This is a genomic window from Pseudomonas mendocina, from assembly GCF_003008615.1.
Taxonomy (GTDB): domain Bacteria; phylum Pseudomonadota; class Gammaproteobacteria; order Pseudomonadales; family Pseudomonadaceae; genus Aquipseudomonas; species Aquipseudomonas mendocina_C.
The window spans coordinates 2,936,096-2,954,445 of record NZ_CP027657.1 but is presented as its reverse complement, the minus strand read 5'-3'; the positions used below and the strand labels follow the sequence as shown (position 1 = coordinate 2,954,445).

Here is an 18,350-nt window from a genome sequence, read left to right as displayed (position 1 = left end):
TCGTGGAGGCTGGGATATCTGCATCCTGCGCCCGCCGTTGCTTCGGATAAATACGAAGTGTTCTACTCCAACATCGACAGTCATCAATGTGTGGAACCCTGATGCTCAGCCAACTACGCGATCTCGACCTGCAACTGCTGCGGCTGTTCGTCACCGTGGTGGAGAGCGGCGGCTTCAGTGCCGCGCAGGGCGAACTGGGCATTGGTCAGTCGACCATCAGCACGCAGATGGCCAAGCTGGAAACCCGCCTGGGCTTTCGCCTGTGCGAGCGCGGCAAGGCCGGCTTTCGCCTGACGCCCAAGGGCGAACAGGTGCTGAGTGCCACGCGCAAGTTGTTCGCCGCCATCGAGACCTTCAAGGGCGAAGCCCAGGGCATGGCCGACAAGCTGCTCGGCGAATTGCGCATTGGCGTTTCCGAGGCGCTGTCGGATGAGGTGCTGGAACGTATCGGCGAGGCCATCGGACGTTTTCGTCAGCGCAACCAGGCGGTGCAGATCGAGCTGCTCAGCGCCATGCCCGCCGAGCTGGAGCGGCGCCTGCTACAGGATCAGTTGCAGCTCGCCATCGGCTACTTTTCGGGTAACCAGATGGCGCTGGATTATCAGCCGCTGTTCGATGAGCGCCAGCGCCTGTACTGCAGCCGCCAACATCCGTTGTTCGAGCGGGAAACGCTGAGCGTCGATGATCTGCAGGACTGCGACCGGGTCGTACATCCCTACCGCTTCGTCGCCGCCGACGAGCCATGGCAAGGCGGCACCAGCAGCGCACGTTGCGAACAGGTCGAGGGCAGCCTGGCGTTCATCCTTTCCGGCGCACACCTGGGTTACCTGCCCGAGCATGTTGCTGAGCCCTGGGCCGCCCGCGGCAGCCTGCGCGCCCTGCCCGGCAAGTGGGATTTCACCGTGCAATTTCATCTGGCCAGCCATCGCGGCCATCCTGCCAGCGAGGCGCAGAAAGCCTTCGCCGAAGATCTGCTGAGCGCCTTCGGCAACACGAATACAGGATAAGAGCACCGAGCCAGAGCACCCGCGGAAACATCCGGGGTCTATAGTGGTGATTCCTTCCTCACCACACCTTCGGGAGTACACATGAGCAAGACCTACAATGTCGCCGTACTGGTCGGCAGCCTGCGCAAGGCCTCCATCAACCGCAAGCTGGCACTGGCGCTGGCCGACCTGGCGCCGGCTTCGCTGAATCTGGAAATCCTCGAGATCGGCGACCTGCCGCTGTACAACGAAGACGCCGACGGCGAGAACGCACCGGCCGCCTACGCCCCCTTCCGCAGCAAACTCAACGCCGCCGACGCGGTGCTGTTCATCACCCCCGAGTACAACCGCTCGATCCCCGGCGCGATGAAGAACGCCATCGACGTCGGCTCGCGTCCTTATGGCAAAAGCGGCTTCAGCGGCAAACCCGGCGCTGTACTGAGCGCCTCGCCAGGCGCAATTGGTGGTTTCGGCGCCAACCACCATCTGCGCCAGTGCCTGGTGTTCCTCGACGTCTACGTGCTGCAGCAGCCGGAGGCTTACCTCGGCGGCGCGGGTAACTTCTTCGACGAGAACGGCGTGCTCAGCGACAGCATCAAGCCGTTCCTGCAGAAATTCATCGACGCCTACGCGGCGTGGGTGGCCCAGCACGCCGGCTGATCCCCGACGTCACGCAGTGGTCGCCAGGGATGGCAGGCCATAAAAAACGCCCCGCTGAACGGGGCGCTGCGAAAGGCTCGCCAAAGGGTGTTCAGGTCATGTGGGCATGGGCACCCGAGAGGTAATCGAGCATGCGCAGCAGCGTCGCGTTGGCCGATGCCGAATGGGGCGCGGCATCACGAATGCTGGCCGCGTCCTGAACCTGGCCAGGCAAGCGCAAATCGGCAGCATCATGCTGCAGGCGCTCATCCAGACTCTGCGCATCGCACTCCAACGGGCAGAGCAAACCGATGGCACGTTCCTGCCAGACGAAACCCTGCAACTCGTCCGCGGCTGATCCATACAAGGCGATGGCGCCATGCGGCAGGTTGCAAATCTCACGCTGCCAGTGCAGCGCCAGCAAACGCTGCGGCAACATGCGACCAAGCGGAGAAAGACGCGATTGCGGGTCTTTCTCCAACTGCCACCAACCGATGCGCACACCATCCGCACACGGGCTGACGCGCGCGCCCAGCGCCTCGGCAAGTAGCTGAGCCCCGAACGCCGTACCGAAGACCCGCTTGCGAGCCAGCAGCGCCCGATGAATCAGGCGTTTCTCCTCGGCCAGCCAGGCATGGCAGCGCTCATCGTGAACGCTCAACGAGCCACCAAGCAGCACCAGCAACTCGAACTCCTCCAGCATCGGCAGAGGCGTGCCGACATAAGGCCGGTGCACGCTCACTTGATGTTCGCCAAGCCAGCGCTCGAGCGCCGCCGGCCCTGCAGCTGCGCTGTGTTGAATCACCGCGATACGCATCAGGCCACCTCCACGCGCGCTTGCTCGACACGCTGCAGTGCCCGTCCCAGGCGCCTGAGCATTTCCTCGACGTTGCCATGGCTGACCGTCATTGCCGGGCTCAAGCGCAGACAGTCACCACGAGCCACCCCGATCAGCAGTCCCTGCTCACGTGCTGCACGCCGCACCGCACTGGCCGTCTGCCCGATCAGCGGCAGGCCGAGCAACAAGCCGTGCCCCCGCAAAGGGCCGTGCCCATGGCGCCGCGCCAGTTGCGCCAGGCCTTCGCGCAGATGTTCGGCCACTTCTCGTACCTGGCCGAGAAAACTGCCTTCGAGCACCGCCGCCAGCACCGCGACACCGGCGCAGGTCAACAGGGCCTCGCCAGGGAAACTCGCTGGCGACTCGGCATCGGCCTGCGCGGCGATGCTCCCTCGGGCCAGTACGGCAGCCAGCGGCAAGCCACCAGCCAATGCACTACCCAGGGTCAATAGGTCGGCGCGCACGCCGTACAACTCCTCGGCCAGCAACGTCCCACAACGTCCCATGCCGCTGCTGGTTTCATCGAGGATCAGTACGGCGCCCTGCTCACGGCATAGCCGCTGCGCGCCTTGCAGGTACTCCAGTGTCGCCGGCACCACACCAGCAGACTGTTGTAAGGGTTCGATCAGCACCGCAGCGCAACGCGAGTCGATGACTGCAGCAAGTGCCTCGAGGTCATTGAAAGGCACACGCAGCACCTGGCTCGCCGCCCCGAATACGATAGGGTCGAGGTGGCTGCCTTCGAGCAGAACCAGGCGCTCGGCGGCTGGATTCTGTGCGGCGGCCCATTGCAGGGCCAGACGCACCGCCAGTGCATTGGCCCGCACACTATCGCTGCAGAAGGCCACACGCTCACTGCCAGCGGCCTGACACAACTGCGCGGCCAGCTTCAGCTGACCACGGCTGCATTGCTCAAGCCCGGAGCTGATCAGCAAGTCCGCTTGCCGACGCAGGGTTTCCAGCAACAAGGTCGGGCTATGGCCAAGGCTGTTGGCGCCCAGGTTCTGGTCGAAGTCGAGATAGGCGCGCCCCTCGGCATCCCACAGCCAGGAGCCCTGGCCACGCACGCACAACGGCCCGGGCCGCTCGCCCATCAGATGCAGACGTGCCATGGCATCACGCATAACGACGCCCCTCTCCGGCCAGCATTCCTTCCAGCGGCAAGCCCAGCAGACGCGCCGACCAATCCTCCAGTCGGCCCGTTCTCAGGCGCTGCGCCGCAGCCTCACGCCAGCGGGCCGAGAGTGCCGGGCACAGCTGCAACTGCTGCAGGCCCGCCCGCTCCATGGGGAAGTGATAGAAATGATGCAGCGCCTGCGCCACGCTTAGGCTCGGATAACTGCGCTGTACCAGCTCGAAAGGATTCTCGGCGCTGACGAAACCGGGCTTGAGCACCCGATAGAACCAGCCACAGCGGCCACTGTCCTGCACCACTTGGGCTAACTCAGGGTGAGCGCCCAGCCGATTCAGGCGATAGCAGGGCGAGCGCGGCTGGCTGACCTGCAGCAGCACATCGCCCCAGCGGAAGATATCGCCGATGCATACCTGCTCCTCGGTCAGACCACGACTGGAGAGGTTTTCAGCGAAGCTCGACAGCGGCCATGGCAACGCCGGATACAGCGCCTGCCAATAGGCGTAGTGCTCGGCCGGGTAATGGTGCAATGCCCGCTCCGGGCCGCCGTGAAAGCGTGCATCGCCCTGCTCGTCCTGCCCCAACCCTTGCGGCCATAACCACAAACGGTGGTCGACTCGTTGCTTGCGTTGCGCACAACTGAGGCCGCCACCTATATCTTCGGCTTTACCTATGAAAACACCCTGAATCTCGACCTGACTCACCGACCGCTCCGGCCTTATCGGCTGTTGATCATGTGGCTAGACTAGGGAGCTTCGGGTTATTTTGACATTTCGATTTCCCTGCTTGATTCATAACTTGAACTTATGGATTTTCGTCAGCTCCGCTATTTCGTCGCACTCTACGAAGAAGGCCATGTCGGTCGCGCCGCCGAGCGCCTGAGCATCTCCCAGCCAGCGCTGTCACAGCAGATCCGCCAACTGGAAAGCGACCTGGATGTCAGCCTGTTCCAGCGCAGTGGCCGGCGCCTGCTCCCAACGCTGGCCGCGCATACGCTGTACAACCATGCGCTGCCCCTGCTCGACGGCATGGAACGGGCGCGCGAAGCACTGCGCAGCTTCCGTGGCCCGGGGCCGCGCAGCCTGTCCATTGGCGTGCTGCAGACAGTCAATGCCAACCTGGTGCCGCTGCTACTGGAACGTCTGCAGCAGGCGCAGCCGCAACTGGTGGTCAAGCTCTACGAACTGTCCGGAGTGGATATCGAGCGACGCCTGCTCAGCGGCGGCCTGGACATCGGCATCGGCTTTCTGCCGCCGCGCCAGCCGGGCCTGCACAGCCTGGCGCTGTACGAGGACGAGTTGCAGTTGGTGATACCGGAGAATCATCCGTTACGGGAGTTTCGCAAGGTGTCACTGAGCCAGGCCGCAGAGCTGCCGATGCTGCTGCTCGGCGAAGAGTTCCGCATTCGCCAGATCTGGCAGGAACAGCTCGCCCTGCTCGGGCGCAGGCCGCAGGTACAGGCCGAACTGAACCATATGAACGGCATTCTCGACAGCCTGCCACACACCACCCTGGCCAGCGTGTTGCCCGGTCGCGCGCGGCAGATGCACGCTCATCGCGGCCTGCTCTGGAAGCCCTTGAGCGAGCCACGTATCCCGCTGCATGTCGGCCTGGTCTACCGCGACGCACAGCGCCAGCAGGCGATGATCGACTTGCTGCGTACGGCGCTCGATGGTGCCTGGGAAACGCCCTAGGTTCTGTACGAAGAGTGTCTGTACATCGGCGATCCTACGCCTCGATTGCCGATATGCCGTGATCCACGGCCTGAATGGCACTCGCCACTAGACCGATCGGTCTACATAATCCTGGCCATGACCAAGAGCACTCGCGACAACCTGATCGACACCATGATCGATGCCCTGCAGCGCAAAGGCCTGCACGGCGTCGGCCTGAGTGAACTGCTGGCCAATGCCGGAGCGCCCAAAGGCAGCCTTTATCATCACTTCCCGGGCGGCAAGACCGAGTTGGCGGTAGCCGCCATCGAACGTGTCGGTTCGCGTGCCGAGCAGGCTTTCGCCACGCTGTTCGAGCGGCAGCCCGATCCACTCGATGCACTCAGCATCTGGTTGCAGACCGCTCTAGGCCAACTGCAAGGCAGTGCCTTCGAACGCGGCTGCCCTCTGGCCGCCATCGCCCTGGAAAGTGGCCCCGAAGACGGCGAAATCCGCGCAGCACTGGCCAATGCCTTCGCCGATATCCGCCGGGCATTGCAGCAGCAGTTGCAACGCCACGGCTATCCGCAGCCAGAGGGCCTGGCCGCACTGTTCGTCGCACTTTATGAGGGCGGCTTGCTGCAAGCGCGCGTCGCCGGTAGCAGCGAGCCATTGAAGCAGGCCGTCGACACCCTCCTCCTTCTGACCCGCCAGCACCGTACGGAGTCCAAGCCAGCATGAACGCGCCGATTCGCAGCGAAACCCAGCCTCTACTCGCCCTCGACGACTACCAACTCACCGCCACGCGCTATCACGCCGAGCGGCCCAAAGCACAGTTGCTGATCGCTGGCGCCACCGGCGTACCTCAAGGCTTCTACCGACGCTTAGCCGAACATGCCGCTGCTCGTGGTTTCGACACCATGACCCTGGACTACCGCGGCGTCGGTCAATCCAAACCGGCCAGCCTGCGCGGCTTCGACATGGACTATCTGGACTGGGCCCACCTCGATCTGGCAGCGGCGGTCGATCAACATCGGCATGCCGAACGCCCGTTATTCATGATCGGCCATTCGTTCGGCGGCCATGCCTTCGGCCTGCTGCCCAACCATGCAGAGGTGTCTGGTTTCTACACCTTCGGCACTGGCGCTGGCTGGCATGGCTGGATGCCCAAAACCGAGCAGGTGCGGGTACTTGCCATGTGGCGGGTGATCGGCCCGCTGATCACCCGTTACAAGGGCTACCTGGCCTGGAGCAAACTGGGCATGGGCGAGGATCTGCCGCTGGGCGTCTACAGGCAGTGGAAACGCTGGTGCCGCTTTCCACATTACTTCTTCGACGATCCGCAGATGGTAGGGCTGGCCGAGCGCTTCGCTAACGTGAAGACCCCGATGGTGGCGCTCAACACCCTGGATGATCTGTGGGCACCGCCCGCCTCACGCGATGCCTTCATGGCTGCCTACGTCAACGCACCCTACCAGGCGCGCACACTCGACTCGCAGGTCGAAGGCCTGGGCACTATTGGTCATATGGGTTATTTCCGCCCTGCGGCGCAGCGCCTGTGGGACGAGACGCTGGACTGGTTCGAGCAATTGCGCGTCGAGCAGCGAGCAGCTTGAGAGAGATGCGCAACGCTTAATTAAGAAGAGCCGGTGCGCGCAGCGCACCCTACATGACGGGGCGAAGGCCCCAAAAAAGAAAACCCCGCGATTGCGGGGTCTTGCAGACTGTTGTCCTGACATCCTTGATCTGCTCACCATCCCGGTGGCTGTCCAGCGTGTCCCTGTTCGTCGATGCGCTTCCTGCGCTGAATCCATGGAAGAAAGAGTACGCTCGTACCCGAACGGCTGACAGTGGCGATAATCGGGACATCGTGTAAGCCGTGGCTTACACGACTCCTTGCCCTCGCTCCGCCAAGCGAAACGGCGTTCGCGATGGCTTGTCATCCCCGTAGACCTCAGAGAGCGATGGCAAAAACTGCTCCCAGTGGTTTTTTGTGACGCACGTCTTGCTAGACTCCAGCTTGTCCTACAAAAACAACAGACTCCGACAACGGCGGTCACTGGGGCTCGAACATGCGCGTGGTCACACTGCTTCTCGGTTGCCTGGCAACCTGCATCAGCCTTCTTTCCCTCGCCAACGGCCAGAACCAGCTCGGCGACGTCAAACAGGCCATCGAACAGGCCTTCTGGCAGGATCTCTATGGTAATGGCGGTACGACCCTCTACTGTGGCCAGACCTTCCAGCGCGAGAGCGGCACCCTGATCGCCAGCCCCATATACAGCAGCAAGCAGCTCAAGAGCGCATTGCGCTGCGTCACTGACCGCCAGTGCACGATCATGAACCCGCGCTACCCCTACATCGTTGCGGATCTGCACAACTACTACCCGGCCCTGGCGCGCGTTGAGCTGGTACGGCGCAATGCACAGTTCGCCGACCTGGCCGACGACGTGCCGAGCAAGTTCGCCGATATCGGCTGCGACATGAAAACCAGCTTCCAGTTGGTGGAGCCGCGCGACGAAGCCAAGGGCAATATCGCCCGCGCCATCTTCTACATGCACATCGAATACGGCCTGCCCATCGTCGGCCTGGTGCCGATGTACAAGGCCTGGCACCGGATGGATCCGCCGGATGCCGAGGAGAAGGCGCGCAACGACAAGATCGAAGCGTTGCAGGGCACCCGCAATCGCTTTATCGACGACCCTTCGCTGGTGGATCAGCTGATCAGCGATTGACGTAGGGAGCGCCGCGCACCGAGGCTTTCGTGGGTTCGACTGGCTCGGCGCGCATGGCGCACCCTACACTCTGCGTTTATGCAGCGAGCGCAGCTTGTAGCGGTCACCGGGATGGATCAGCCGCGCGTAGCTGATCAGATGATCGTCCGACCAGGTACGACGGATCACACTCAGGCAGGGCATGGCCGGGTCGATCTGCAGGTGCTCGGCGGTTTGCGCATCCACCAGCACGGCCTCGACCACATGCTCGACATCCGAGATAGGGCAACTGGCGACCAATACTTCGTTGGGCGTCTGTCGGGTGAAATCGCTTTGCAGATAATGCGGCACCCAGCGCGGGTTGACGAAGCGATCCTCGAGCTGGATCGGCAGATCGTCCTGTAGATGCACGAGGATGCTGTGAAACACCTCCGAGCCCAGGCGCAGCCCCAAACGCAGCGCCACCTCGTCATCGGCGGCGATGGCCTCGCAGCGCACCACGCGATTGCCATAGACGTGACCGCGACCGCGCACTTCACTGGCGATGTTCATCACTTCATGCAGGGGCGATTCGGCCTTGCGGTCGGTGACGAAGGTGCCGAGCCCGGCCTGGCGTACCAGATAGCCCTTCTGCACCAGGTTCTGGATTGCCTTGTTGGCGGTCATGCGACTGACGGCGAAGTCACGCGCCAGTTGTTCCTCGGGCGGAATCTGGTGATTGACCGGGTAGACGCCGCCATGGATGCGCTCGAGCAGAAAATCCTCGATGGCTTTGTAGCGCGGGGTGGTGCTGGTCACGGAAGCTCCTTGGAAATGCCCGGTGCGCGGATGATAGCCTCCACCGCTACAACTGGCAGTAGAGCCATTGCCGAAACGGCAGAGCGTAGGGCGGACTCAGGAGCGCCAGCGAACAGTCCGCCTGCTCCAACGGCGTACTGCTTCGCGACGACTGCATGGATGCAGGAGGTAGAGCGACGCAGGAGGCCAAAGCCGAGTACGCCCTACAAGAGCTGTAGCGCGGATGCAATCCGGGAGCCGAAACGGCAACCACGGGATCGCATCCGCGCAACTCGAATCACCCCACCGACGGCAACATGCCGACCGGCAGCAGCGGGGTCAGCACACGCTCGGCGAGCAATGCATTGGCTGCGGCGATGTCCGGGGCGAAGAAGCGATCCTCGACGTAGTACGGCACCTTGGCGCGCAACGCCTGACGCGCCTGTTCCAATGCAGGAGTGCTCTTCAGGCCCTCACGGAAGTCCAGGCCCTGGCAGGCGCCGAGCCATTCCACGGCGAGGACGCCACGGGTGTTTTCGGCCATGTCCCACAGGCGCTTGCCGGCGTTAGGCGCCATGGACACATGGTCTTCCTGATTGGCCGAGGTGGGCAGGCTGTCGACGCTATGCGGGTGGGCCAGCGCCTTGTTGTCGCTGGCCAGTGCAGCGGCGGTGACCTGGGCAATCATGAAGCCGGAATTGACCCCACCATTGGCCACCAGGAACGGCGGCAGTTGCGACATGTGCTTGTCCATCATCAGGGAGATGCGGCGCTCGGACAGCGAGCCGATCTCGGCGATGGCCAGGGCGATATTGTCGGCAGCCATGGCCACCGGCTCGGCGTGGAAGTTGCCACCGGAAATCACCTCGCCTTCGGCAGCGAACACCAGCGGGTTATCCGACACCGCATTGGCCTCGACGCCGAGCACCTCGGCGGCCTGGCGCAGCTGGGTCAGGCAAGCGCCCATGACCTGCGGCTGGCAGCGCAGCGAATACGGATCCTGCACCTTGTCACAAGCCGCGTGGGAACGGCCGATCTCGCTGCTATCACCGAGCAGATGGCGATAGGCCGCAGCGGCATCGATCTGCCCGCGCTGACCACGAGCGGCATGAATACGCGCATCGAATGGCGAGCGCGAACCCAACAGCGCCTCGACGCTCAGCGCGCCACAGACGCTGGCAGCAGCGTACAGATCTTCGCCCTCGAACAGACCGCGCAGCGCGTAGGCGGTGGACACCTGGGTGCCATTGAGCAGAGCCAGGCCTTCCTTGGCGGCCAGGGTCATCGGCTCCAGACCGGCGATGGCCAGCGCCTCGCTGGCCGGCAACCACTGGCCGTCATGACGCGCCTGACTTTCCCCAAGCAGAACCAGCGACATATGCGCCAGCGGCGCCAGGTCGCCAGAAGCGCCGACAGACCCCTTGAGTGGGATATGTGGATAGACCTCGGCATTGACCAGGGCGATCAGCGCCTCGACCACCTTGCGGCGGATACCGGAGAAACCGCGCGCCAGGCTGTTGATCTTCAGCAGCATGATCAGCCGCACCATGGCGTCATCCAGCGCCTCGCCAATGCCGGCCGCGTGCGACAGCACCAGTGAACGCTGCAGCTTTTCCAGGTCATGGCTGGCAATGCGGGTCGAGGCCAGCAGGCCGAAGCCAGTGTTGATACCGTAGGCCGTACGGCCTTCGGCGATGATCGCTTCGACGCAGGCAACGCTGGCCTCGATGGCCGGGTAAGCGCTGGCATCCAGAGTCAGATGCACGGGCGCCTGGTAGACGGCGCGCAGGTCGGCAAGGGTCAGTTGGCCGGGCTTCAGGTTCAGCGTGTTCATGTTCTGTTCATCCAAGAGCTTGTTCAAAGTCTCGCGAGCTAGAGCCAAACGGTGGCGCAAATGGCTGAGGACGCGGAGTTTACGAGCTGTACATGAGCAGTCCGAAGTCGTTTGCAACGCCATTTGGCCGAGGCGCAGCAGACTTTGGACATGCTCTCAGCCGATCATCGGCAGATTCAGGCCCTGCTCACGGGCGCAATCGATGGCGATCGGGTAACCAGCATCAGCGTGACGCATGACACCAGTCGCCGGATCGTTGGTCAGCACGCGAGCGATACGTGCCGCCGCTTCGTCAGTACCGTCACAGACGATCACCACGCCGGAGTGCTGGGAAAAGCCCATGCCCACACCACCGCCATGATGCAGGGATACCCAGGTAGCGCCACTGGCGGTATTGAGCAGGGCATTGAGTAGCGGCCAGTCGGACACAGCATCGGAGCCGTCCATCATCGCTTCGGTCTCGCGGTTGGGGCTGGCCACCGAACCGGAGTCGAGGTGATCACGGCCGATGACGATAGGCGCGCTCAGCTCTCCCGAACGTACCATCTCGTTGAACGCCAGGCCGAGCTTGGCGCGCTGGCCCAGGCCGACCCAGCAGATTCGCGCCGGCAAGCCCTGGAAAGCGATGCGTTCACGGGCCATGTCCAGCCAGCGGTGCAGGTGGGCATCATCTGCGATCAGCTCCTTGACCTTGGCGTCGGTCTTGTAGATGTCTTCAGGATTACCGGACAACGCCGCCCAGCGGAACGGGCCGACACCACGGCAGAACAGCGGGCGAATATAGGCCGGGACGAAACCGGGGAAGTCGAAGGCGTTGCTCACGCCCTCTTCCTTGGCCATCTGGCGGATGTTGTTGCCGTAGTCGAAGGTCGGTACGCCGCTCTTCTGGAAATCGAGCATGGCCTGCACGTGCACCGCCATCGACTGTTTGGCGGCCTTGACCACCGCTTGCGGGTCGGTCTGCGCGCGGTCGCGGTACTGCTCCCAGCTCCAGCCAATTGGCAGATAGCCGTTGAGCGGGTCGTGGGCGCTGGTCTGGTCGGTGACCATGTCCGGGCGCACGCCACGGCGTACCAGTTCCGGCAGTATCTCGGCGGCGTTGCCCAGCAGGGCGATGGAAATGGCCTGGCCTTCGCCGGTGTACTTGGCGATACGCGCCAGCGCATCGTCGAGGTCGGCGGCCTGCTCATCGACGTAACGGCTGCGCAGACGGAAGTCGATGCGCGACTGCTGGCACTCGATATTCAGCGAACAGGCACCGGCCAGGGTCGCGGCCAGTGGCTGGGCGCCGCCCATGCCACCCAGGCCTGCGGTCAGCACCCAGCGGCCCTTGAGGTTGCCACCGTAGTGCTGGCGGCCGGCCTCGACGAAGGTTTCGTAGGTGCCCTGGACGATGCCCTGGCTGCCGATGTAGATCCAGCTGCCGGCGGTCATCTGGCCGTACATGGCCAGCCCCTTGGCATCCAGTTCGTTGAAGTGTTCCCAACTGGCCCAGTGCGGCACCAGGTTGGAGTTGGCGATCAGTACGCGCGGTGCATCCTTGTGGGTGCGAAATACACCGACCGGCTTGCCGGACTGAACCAGCAGAGTCTCGTCGTCGTTGAGCTGCTTGAGCGTCTCGACGATCTTGTCGAAACACTCCCAGTTGCGTGCGGCCCGGCCGATGCCGCCATAGACCACCAGCTCCTTGGGGTTCTCGGCCACGTCCGGGTCGAGGTTGTTCATCAGCATGCGCAGCGGCGCCTCGGTCAGCCAACTCTTGGCGTTGAGCTGAGTGCCGCGCGGGGCGCGGACTTCGATGTCGCGATAGCCTGTGGTCACAGCGGTTTCCTCTTGTTGTTCGGCGCTCAGAGGCTGAGCAGATGGATCAGGCGCGCTGCCGCCTTGGCGGTGCGGTTGTCGATGTCGTATTCGGGGTTGAGCTCGGCGAAGTCGATCAGACGCAGCTTGCCGCTGGCCTTGAGTCGTTCGAGCAGTGGCTCAAGCAACTCCAGACGCACGCCACGCGCGGCCGGGGCGCTGACACCAGGCGCTTCGCAGGCGGGCAACACATCGATATCGATGGTCAGGTAGAGCGCATCGCAGTCGGCAGCGAAGGCGTCGAGCTCGGCGCCGATAGCATCGAGGGTCGACTCGCGAATCTCGTGATCCTCATGCACCAGCACGTTCAGTTCGGCGGCGCGGGCAAATAACGCACGGGTATTGCTGGCGCGGCTGACGCCCAGGCAGGCGTAGCGGAACGGCCAGCCACGCGCCGCACTCTGCTCGGCGATCTGCGCAAACGGCGTACCGGAGGAGTGCACATGGGCCGGGTCGCGCAGGTCGAAATGCGCGTCGAAGTTGACGATGCCGATTCGTGGGACGGCCTTCCGACTCAGATGCTCAGCCAGGCCTGACCAACTGCCGAACGCCACCTCGTGCCCGCCGCCGAGCACCAGCGGCAAGTGGCCGGCGTCCAGCAGCGCGCAGACCTTGCGGCCAAGGCGCGCCTGCGCCGCCTCCAAGTCGCCATCCTCGCAGCAGACGTCGCCAACGTCATAAGCCGGCGCCAGGCGGTGCCAGGCCAGATTGGCCAGTGCCTTGCGCAGCGCCAATGGACCGCCCGCAGCCCCCACCCGCCCATGATTGCGGCGCACGCCTTCATCGCAAGCAAAACCCAACAACGCCAGGCCAGGCTCGCTGCCCTCGACCAGCGTCTGGATACGCTGATGCCAGCGGGTGCTATCCGCTTCGGGATCAACGCGCCCCCTCCAGGCCTCCATCGAATGACGATCAACGGTCATGGCTGATGGCTCCATTGAACACACGCTGGCGCAGGCGCCCGGCCTGCACTGCATAGGCCAGTTCGGCCGGTTGCTGGATGTCCCAGACGCAGAGATCAGCGGGTGCATCGACAGCGATACGCCCCAGCTCGGGTAGGCCAAGTGCGCGGGCGCCGTTTGCGGTCATGCCGGCCAGCGCCTCGCTCGGAGTGAGACGAAATAGTGTGCAAGCCAGGTGCGCCATCAACGTCGGCAGGCAGATTGGCGAAGTGCCGGGGTTGGCATCGCTGGCCACCGCCATGGGTACACCGTATTGGCGCAGCAGATCGATGGGCGGCAACTGGGTTTCGCGCAATACCTGAAAAGCCCCAGGCAGCAGCACGGCGACAGTGCCGGCTTCGGCCATGGCGCGCACACCAGCTTCGTCGAGGTATTCGACATGGTCGGCGGACAGCGCGCCATAGCGTGCAGCCAGAGCGCTACCCCCAAGGTTGGACAGCTGCTCGGCATGGGCCTTGATCGCCAGACCGTGCACCTTGGCCGCTCGATAGATGCGCTCACATTGTGCCGGGGAAAAACCGATGCCCTCGCAGAACACGTCCACCGCATCGGCCAGGCCCTCGGCAGCGGCGGCCGGAATCATCTCGTCGCAGACCAGGCTCACGTAGTCGTCGGCGCGACCGGCATATTCCGGCGGCAAGGCATGGGCGCCAAGCAGCGTGGTGATCACACGCACAGGACGCAGTTCGCCGAGCCGGCGCGCCACGCGCAGCATCTTCAGTTCATCGGCTACCGTCAGGCCGTAGCCGGACTTGATCTCGACAGTAGTCACACCATCGGCCAGCAGCGCATCGAGACGCGGCAAGCTGACAGCGATCAGTTCGTCTTCGCTGGCCGCGCGAGTGGCGCGTACGCTGCTGAGGATGCCACCACCGGCGCGAGCGATTTCCTCGTAGCTCGCCCCTTCCAGGCGCTGCTCGAATTCGCCGGCACGATTCCCGGCATACACCAGGTGGGTATGGCAATCGACCAGGCCGGGGGTCATCACTCCACCTCGCCCAGCTTCGACTGCGCCCTGGGCATGTGCTTCATCGAACTCACGCGCCGGCCACAGCCCGGCGATGCGCCCATCGGCTACCAGCACGGTCATCGCTTCGTCTAGCAATTCCAGACCATCGAAGACCTGCATATCGCGCCAGATCTGCCTGGGCATCGACTCAGTCGACATGGGATTCTCCGCGATTAATTTGTATATACAATATGAGGCAGTATTAATTGCGTCAAGCCATGCTCGCTGAATGGATCAGCAGCAGCTGAGACGGATATGGTTTTCTATGGGAACTCAGGTTTCAAACAGAGAAAAGTGCATCTGGTAGGTGAAAGCTGCCATAAGGTCATTATGGACGAGCGCCATTCTAGAGCTTCTCCGCCCACCAAATGTATATACATAAACTAGAAAATCCCGGGCAACGTAAAGCTCCGGGTTTGGCCTGATCTGCCAACGCCTCCTCGTGCAACTGGTCTGCGCCACTGAAAGCACGAATCTGGAAGCGACACCATCCGATGTCTATGCGCCACTTGGTCGGTTTCTGACCAATGAGTGTCGCTCCCGCCCGCCAACCCTGCCCTTGGCTACGTAACCTCCGCCGAGGTTCGTTTCTGACGAACCATTGGGGGATTTCGCTGCTTTTCGGCCAGCACATCGGCCCTTTCAACACTCTCGCCTGATGCAAGGGAGGACGCGACACCCCTTTCTCTGCCGCCAACGATGTATAAAAACATACGGAGAGCAAGCAATGTCATTGAGCAGAAAATCACTACTGGCCCTGGCCATCAGCGCCGCAACGGCCTCGCCATTGGCACTGGCACTGGCCAGCCAAGCCGAAAGCCAGGGTTTCATAGAAGACAGCCATCTGAGCTTTCTGGCACGCAACATGTATTGGCACCATGACTACCACACCTACAAAAACAGCCCGCAGTGGGATGCCGACCGTCGCGAGTGGGGTCAGGGCCTGCGTCTGGACTACACCTCGGGTTACACCCAGGGCACTGTCGGCTTCGGCATCGATGCCAGTGCTTATGGATTGATAAAACTCGACGGCGGGCGCGGTCACGCGGGCACTGCCGGGGTTCTGGTTCCCGATGGCGAGGGGGCTGCCGACACCGCGGGCTCGGTGGGTGCCAACGTCAAAATGCGCATCTCCAACACCGAGCTGAAATACGGCAACAATCTGCGACCGTACAACCCGGTATTTGCTGCCGCCGATGCACGCCTGGTGCCCGGCACCGCGACCGGTCTCTGGCTGACCAGCAACGAATTCTCGAAGGCCAACTTCGAGGCCGCTCACCTGACCGCCGCCAAGGACTTCAACAGCACCAACAGCGACGATGATTTCTGGGCCGCCTATGCGGGCGTGAGCACCGACACCGTCGACTTCGTCGGTGGCAACTTCACCATCACCGACAACCTGACGGCCAGCCTTTACGGCTCCGAGTACACGGACATCTGGCGCCAGTATTACGGTAACCTCAACTACACCTTCCCGATCAGCGACGACCAGAAGTTGAACTTCGACTTCAACATCTATCAGACCGATGATGACGGCAAGAAGAAAGCGGGCAAGATCGACACCACCGCCTACTCGCTAGCCGCGGCCTATACCCTCGGCGCGCACACCTTCAAGCTGACCTACCAGGAGATCGACGGCGACCAGCCATTCGATTACCTCGGCCTCGGCCCAGGCACCTTCCACGACTCCATCTACCTGGCCAACTCCTCGCAGTTGGTGGACTTCAACGGCCCGAACGAGAAGTCTTACGGGGCGTTCTACAACCTCGACTTCGCCAGTTACGGCATTCCCGGCCTGTCCTTTGGCATTCGCTACATCAAAGGCACCGACATCGATGGCAGCAAACTGGCCGGTAGTGGCAGTGCCTATGCAGGGCTCTACGCTGGCGCCGATGGCGAAGAGCACTGGGAGCGCGACGTCGACATCAAGTATGTGGTGCAGAGCGGCCCGGCCAAGAACCTTGCCACCCGTGTACGCTGGGCGACCCACCGTATCTCTGGCGCGGCCGGCTGGGACGGCGACGCCGATCAGGTACGGGTGATTTTCGAGTACCCCTACGAAATTTTCTGAGTCACCTGTAAATGCAAAAAGCCCCGGCACTATCGCCGGGGCTTTTGTTTTGCGCGGTACTTAGAACTGCTCAGCGTTCAGCAGGTATAGGCTTTCACTGCCAGCCTTGACCGAGGCACTCAGCGAGTGAATGCGTGGCAACAGGCGAGCGAAGTAGAAGCGCGCAGTGCCCAACTTGCTGGCGTAAAACTCGTCCTGACCTTCCTTCCCCTGGGCTGCACGCGCCATCAACGCCCACATGTAGGCGTAGGCGGTATAGCCGAACACGTGCAGGTACTCCACCGACGCGGCCCCAATTTCGTTGGGGTTGCCCTTGGCACGATCCAGCACCCAGGCGGTCAGCTCGTCGAGGTTCTGCACGGCGGCGGCCAGCGGCCTGGTGAACTCACCGAGACTGGAATCGGCCGAAGCGATGAAGGCTTTGATCTCGTCAGCCAGGTGTGCGTAGAAGCTGCCACCACTACCGACGATCTTGCGACCCATCAGATCCAGCGACTGGATGCCGTTGGTGCCTTCGTAGATCTGGGTGATACGGCAATCCCGAACAAGTTGTTCCTGACCCCACTCGCGAATGAAGCCGTGGCCGCCGAAGATCTGCTGGCCGTGCACGGTGGTTTCCAGCGCCATGTCGGTGAGGAAGGCCTTGGCCACCGGAGTCAGCAGCGCCACCAGCTCGTCGGCGCGCTTGGCGGTTGCCTTGTCCTCGCTGTACTTGGCGGTATCGAGCTGCATGGCGACGTAGCTGGAGAAGGCACGGCCGCCCTCGTTCAAAGCCTTCATGGTCAGCAGCATGCGGCGCACGTCCGGATGCACGATGATCGGGTCAGCCGCCTTGTCCTTGGCCACCGGGCCGGTCGGCGCGCGGCTCTGGATACGCTCGCGGGCGTATTCGATGGCGCTCTGGTAGCTGCGCTCACCCAGAGCCAGGCCCTGGATGCCGACGCCCAGGCGCTCGTAGTTCATCATGGTGAACATGGCATTGAGCCCCTTGTTCACCTCGCCAACCAGATAACCGGTGGCACCGTCGAAGTTCATCACGCAGGTGGCCGAAGCCTTGATGCCCATCTTGTGCTCGATGGAGCCGCAACCCAGCGAGTTGTTCTCGCCCAGTGAACCGTCGGCATTGACCATCACTTTCGGCACGATGAACAACGAGATGCCTTTCGGGCCAGCCGGTGCGTCCGGCAGCTTGGCCAGCACCAGATGGATGATGTTCTCGGTCAGGTCGTGCTCACCGCCGGTGATGAAGATCTTGGTACCGCTGATCTTGTAGCTGCCATCGGCCTGAGGTTCGGCCTTGGTGCGGATGATGCCCAGGTCGGTACCGGCGTGCGGCTCGGTCAGGCACATGGAACCGGCCCAGACACCGGCGTACATGTTCGGCAGGTACTGCGCCTTCAGCTTTTCGCTGGCGTGATTGAGGATCGACAGGCAGGCACCGGCAGTCAGCATCGGGTACAGGCCGAAAGACAGGTTGGCCGAGTTGACCATCTCCTCGACCTGGGCGCCGATCACCTTGGGCATGCCCATGCCGCCGAACTCGGGCGAGCCACCCACACCGACCCAGCCACCTTCGGCATAGGTCTGGTAGGCCTCGGGGAAACCGGCCGGGGTTTTCACCGCGCCGTTGTCCCAGGAGCAGCCTTCCTCGTCGCCACTACGGTTCAACGGAGCGATGCTGCCCGCGGTGACCTTGCCAGCTTCTTCCAGGATGGCGCTGGCGGTATCGGCATCCACCACTTCGGCCAGGGCCGGCAACTCGGCCCAGAGCTTGGAGACTTCGAATACTTCATTGAGCACGAAGCGCATGTCGCGCAGGGGGGCTTTGTAATCGGCCATGACACATCCTCGAAAACGGACTTACGTGAGATGGCCGAGT

The 18,350-nt window shown here is 63.0% G+C and carries 16 protein-coding genes; 7 read left to right on the top strand and 9 right to left on the bottom strand.

Features of this window, described 5'->3' with window-relative positions; all coding sequences use genetic code 11:
* Positions 1-101: 101 nt before the first annotated feature.
* A complete protein-coding gene (locus C7A17_RS13740) occupies positions 102-1,007 on the top strand; it encodes a LysR family transcriptional regulator (protein WP_106738569.1) in 906 nt (301 codons plus the stop codon).
* Positions 1,008-1,088: 81 nt separating this feature from the next.
* Positions 1,089-1,646, top strand: coding sequence for an NADPH-dependent FMN reductase (locus tag C7A17_RS13735; RefSeq protein WP_106738568.1), 558 nt, complete (start codon positions 1,089-1,091; stop codon positions 1,644-1,646).
* Positions 1,647-1,737: 91 nt separating this feature from the next.
* Here the strand turns inward: C7A17_RS13735 and C7A17_RS13730 are convergent, their stop codons facing one another.
* Genes C7A17_RS13730 through C7A17_RS13720 form a run of 3 tightly spaced genes read right to left on the bottom strand, consistent with a single transcriptional unit; the run spans position 1,738 to position 4,299 of the window.
* Positions 1,738-2,442: a type 1 glutamine amidotransferase family protein gene (locus C7A17_RS13730; RefSeq protein WP_106738567.1), complete on the bottom strand. Its 705-nt coding sequence runs from the start codon at positions 2,440-2,442 to the stop codon at positions 1,738-1,740.
* Positions 2,442-3,587: an aspartate aminotransferase family protein gene (locus C7A17_RS13725; protein WP_106738566.1), complete on the bottom strand. Its 1,146-nt coding sequence runs from the start codon at positions 3,585-3,587 to the stop codon at positions 2,442-2,444. The genes C7A17_RS13730 and C7A17_RS13725 overlap by 1 nt, the downstream gene beginning before the upstream one ends.
* Entirely contained in the window at positions 3,580-4,299 is a 720-nt protein-coding gene (locus C7A17_RS13720) for an MOSC domain-containing protein (protein WP_106738565.1), read from the bottom strand. Before C7A17_RS13720 ends, C7A17_RS13725 begins: the two co-directional genes overlap by 8 nt.
* A 102-nt stretch (positions 4,300-4,401) precedes the next feature.
* Here C7A17_RS13720 and C7A17_RS13715 point away from each other — a divergent pair, with 102 nt between their 5' ends.
* From C7A17_RS13715 to C7A17_RS13700, 4 genes are all read left to right on the top strand, one after another.
* Complete coding sequence (locus tag C7A17_RS13715; protein ID WP_106738564.1) at positions 4,402-5,289, top strand: LysR family transcriptional regulator; 888 nt, start codon at positions 4,402-4,404, stop codon at positions 5,287-5,289.
* Positions 5,290-5,406: 117 nt separating this feature from the next.
* On the top strand, positions 5,407-5,988 hold the full coding sequence (locus tag C7A17_RS13710; RefSeq protein WP_106738563.1) for a TetR/AcrR family transcriptional regulator: 582 nt from the start codon (positions 5,407-5,409) through the stop codon (positions 5,986-5,988).
* Positions 5,985-6,863: an alpha/beta hydrolase family protein gene (locus C7A17_RS13705; RefSeq protein WP_106738562.1), complete on the top strand. Its 879-nt coding sequence runs from the start codon at positions 5,985-5,987 to the stop codon at positions 6,861-6,863. The genes C7A17_RS13710 and C7A17_RS13705 overlap by 4 nt, the downstream gene beginning before the upstream one ends.
* 456 nt (positions 6,864-7,319) lie before the next feature.
* The gene (locus C7A17_RS13700; protein ID WP_106738561.1) at positions 7,320-7,979 is read left to right on the top strand and encodes an endonuclease; all 660 of its coding nucleotides are present in this window, start codon (positions 7,320-7,322) and stop codon (positions 7,977-7,979) included.
* A gap of 63 nt (positions 7,980-8,042) precedes the next feature.
* Here C7A17_RS13700 and hutC read toward each other — a convergent pair whose 3' ends face one another.
* From hutC to hutI, 5 genes are all read right to left on the bottom strand, one after another.
* On the bottom strand, positions 8,043-8,756 hold the full coding sequence (gene hutC, locus C7A17_RS13695) for a histidine utilization repressor (RefSeq protein WP_106738560.1): 714 nt from the start codon (positions 8,754-8,756) through the stop codon (positions 8,043-8,045).
* Positions 8,757-9,033: 277 nt separating this feature from the next.
* The gene (gene hutH, locus C7A17_RS13690) at positions 9,034-10,569 is read right to left on the bottom strand and encodes a histidine ammonia-lyase (protein WP_106738559.1); all 1,536 of its coding nucleotides are present in this window, start codon (positions 10,567-10,569) and stop codon (positions 9,034-9,036) included.
* A 156-nt stretch (positions 10,570-10,725) separates the two neighbouring features.
* Positions 10,726-12,390 (bottom strand): urocanate hydratase, encoded by a 1,665-nt coding sequence (gene hutU / locus C7A17_RS13685; RefSeq protein ID WP_106738558.1) that lies wholly within the window; start codon positions 12,388-12,390, stop codon positions 10,726-10,728.
* A 26-nt stretch (positions 12,391-12,416) separates the two neighbouring features.
* On the bottom strand, positions 12,417-13,352 hold the full coding sequence (gene hutG / locus C7A17_RS13680; RefSeq protein WP_106738557.1) for a formimidoylglutamase: 936 nt from the start codon (positions 13,350-13,352) through the stop codon (positions 12,417-12,419).
* The gene (hutI, locus tag C7A17_RS13675) at positions 13,342-14,559 is read right to left on the bottom strand and encodes an imidazolonepropionase (protein WP_106738556.1); all 1,218 of its coding nucleotides are present in this window, start codon (positions 14,557-14,559) and stop codon (positions 13,342-13,344) included. The genes hutG and hutI overlap by 11 nt, the downstream gene beginning before the upstream one ends.
* Before the next feature lie 568 nt (positions 14,560-15,127).
* Between hutI and C7A17_RS13670 the strand changes: the two genes are divergently transcribed.
* Positions 15,128-16,471: an OprD family porin gene (locus C7A17_RS13670; protein WP_106738555.1), complete on the top strand. Its 1,344-nt coding sequence runs from the start codon at positions 15,128-15,130 to the stop codon at positions 16,469-16,471.
* A gap of 60 nt (positions 16,472-16,531) precedes the next feature.
* Here C7A17_RS13670 and C7A17_RS13665 read toward each other — a convergent pair whose 3' ends face one another.
* A complete protein-coding gene (locus C7A17_RS13665; RefSeq protein WP_106738554.1) occupies positions 16,532-18,310 on the bottom strand; it encodes an acyl-CoA dehydrogenase C-terminal domain-containing protein in 1,779 nt (592 codons plus the stop codon).
* Between the last annotated feature and the right edge of the window lie 40 nt (positions 18,311-18,350).

What these genes read in the sequence shown, in the direction of transcription:
- C7A17_RS13740 (WP_106738569.1), top strand. Translation starts at nt 102, where the DNA reads ATGCTCAGCCAACTACGCGATCTCGACCTGCAACTGCTGCGGCTGTTC.
- C7A17_RS13735 (WP_106738568.1), top strand. Translation starts at nt 1,089, where the DNA reads ATGAGCAAGACCTACAATGTCGCCGTACTGGTCGGCAGCCTGCGCAAG.
- C7A17_RS13730 (WP_106738567.1), bottom strand. Translation starts at nt 2,442, where the DNA reads ATGCGTATCGCGGTGATTCAACACAGCGCAGCTGCAGGGCCGGCGGCG.
- C7A17_RS13725 (WP_106738566.1), bottom strand. Translation starts at nt 3,587, where the DNA reads ATGCGTGATGCCATGGCACGTCTGCATCTGATGGGCGAGCGGCCCGGG.
- C7A17_RS13715 (WP_106738564.1), top strand. Translation starts at nt 4,402, where the DNA reads ATGGATTTTCGTCAGCTCCGCTATTTCGTCGCACTCTACGAAGAAGGC.
- C7A17_RS13710 (WP_106738563.1), top strand. Translation starts at nt 5,407, where the DNA reads ATGACCAAGAGCACTCGCGACAACCTGATCGACACCATGATCGATGCC.
- C7A17_RS13705 (WP_106738562.1), top strand. Translation starts at nt 5,985, where the DNA reads ATGAACGCGCCGATTCGCAGCGAAACCCAGCCTCTACTCGCCCTCGAC.
- C7A17_RS13700 (WP_106738561.1), top strand. Translation starts at nt 7,320, where the DNA reads ATGCGCGTGGTCACACTGCTTCTCGGTTGCCTGGCAACCTGCATCAGC.
- hutH (WP_106738559.1), bottom strand. Translation starts at nt 10,569, where the DNA reads ATGAACACGCTGAACCTGAAGCCCGGCCAACTGACCCTTGCCGACCTG.
- hutG (WP_106738557.1), bottom strand. Translation starts at nt 13,352, where the DNA reads ATGACCGTTGATCGTCATTCGATGGAGGCCTGGAGGGGGCGCGTTGAT.
- hutI (WP_106738556.1), bottom strand. Translation starts at nt 14,559, where the DNA reads ATGTCGACTGAGTCGATGCCCAGGCAGATCTGGCGCGATATGCAGGTC.
- C7A17_RS13670 (WP_106738555.1), top strand. Translation starts at nt 15,128, where the DNA reads ATGTCATTGAGCAGAAAATCACTACTGGCCCTGGCCATCAGCGCCGCA.
- C7A17_RS13665 (WP_106738554.1), bottom strand. Translation starts at nt 18,310, where the DNA reads ATGGCCGATTACAAAGCCCCCCTGCGCGACATGCGCTTCGTGCTCAAT.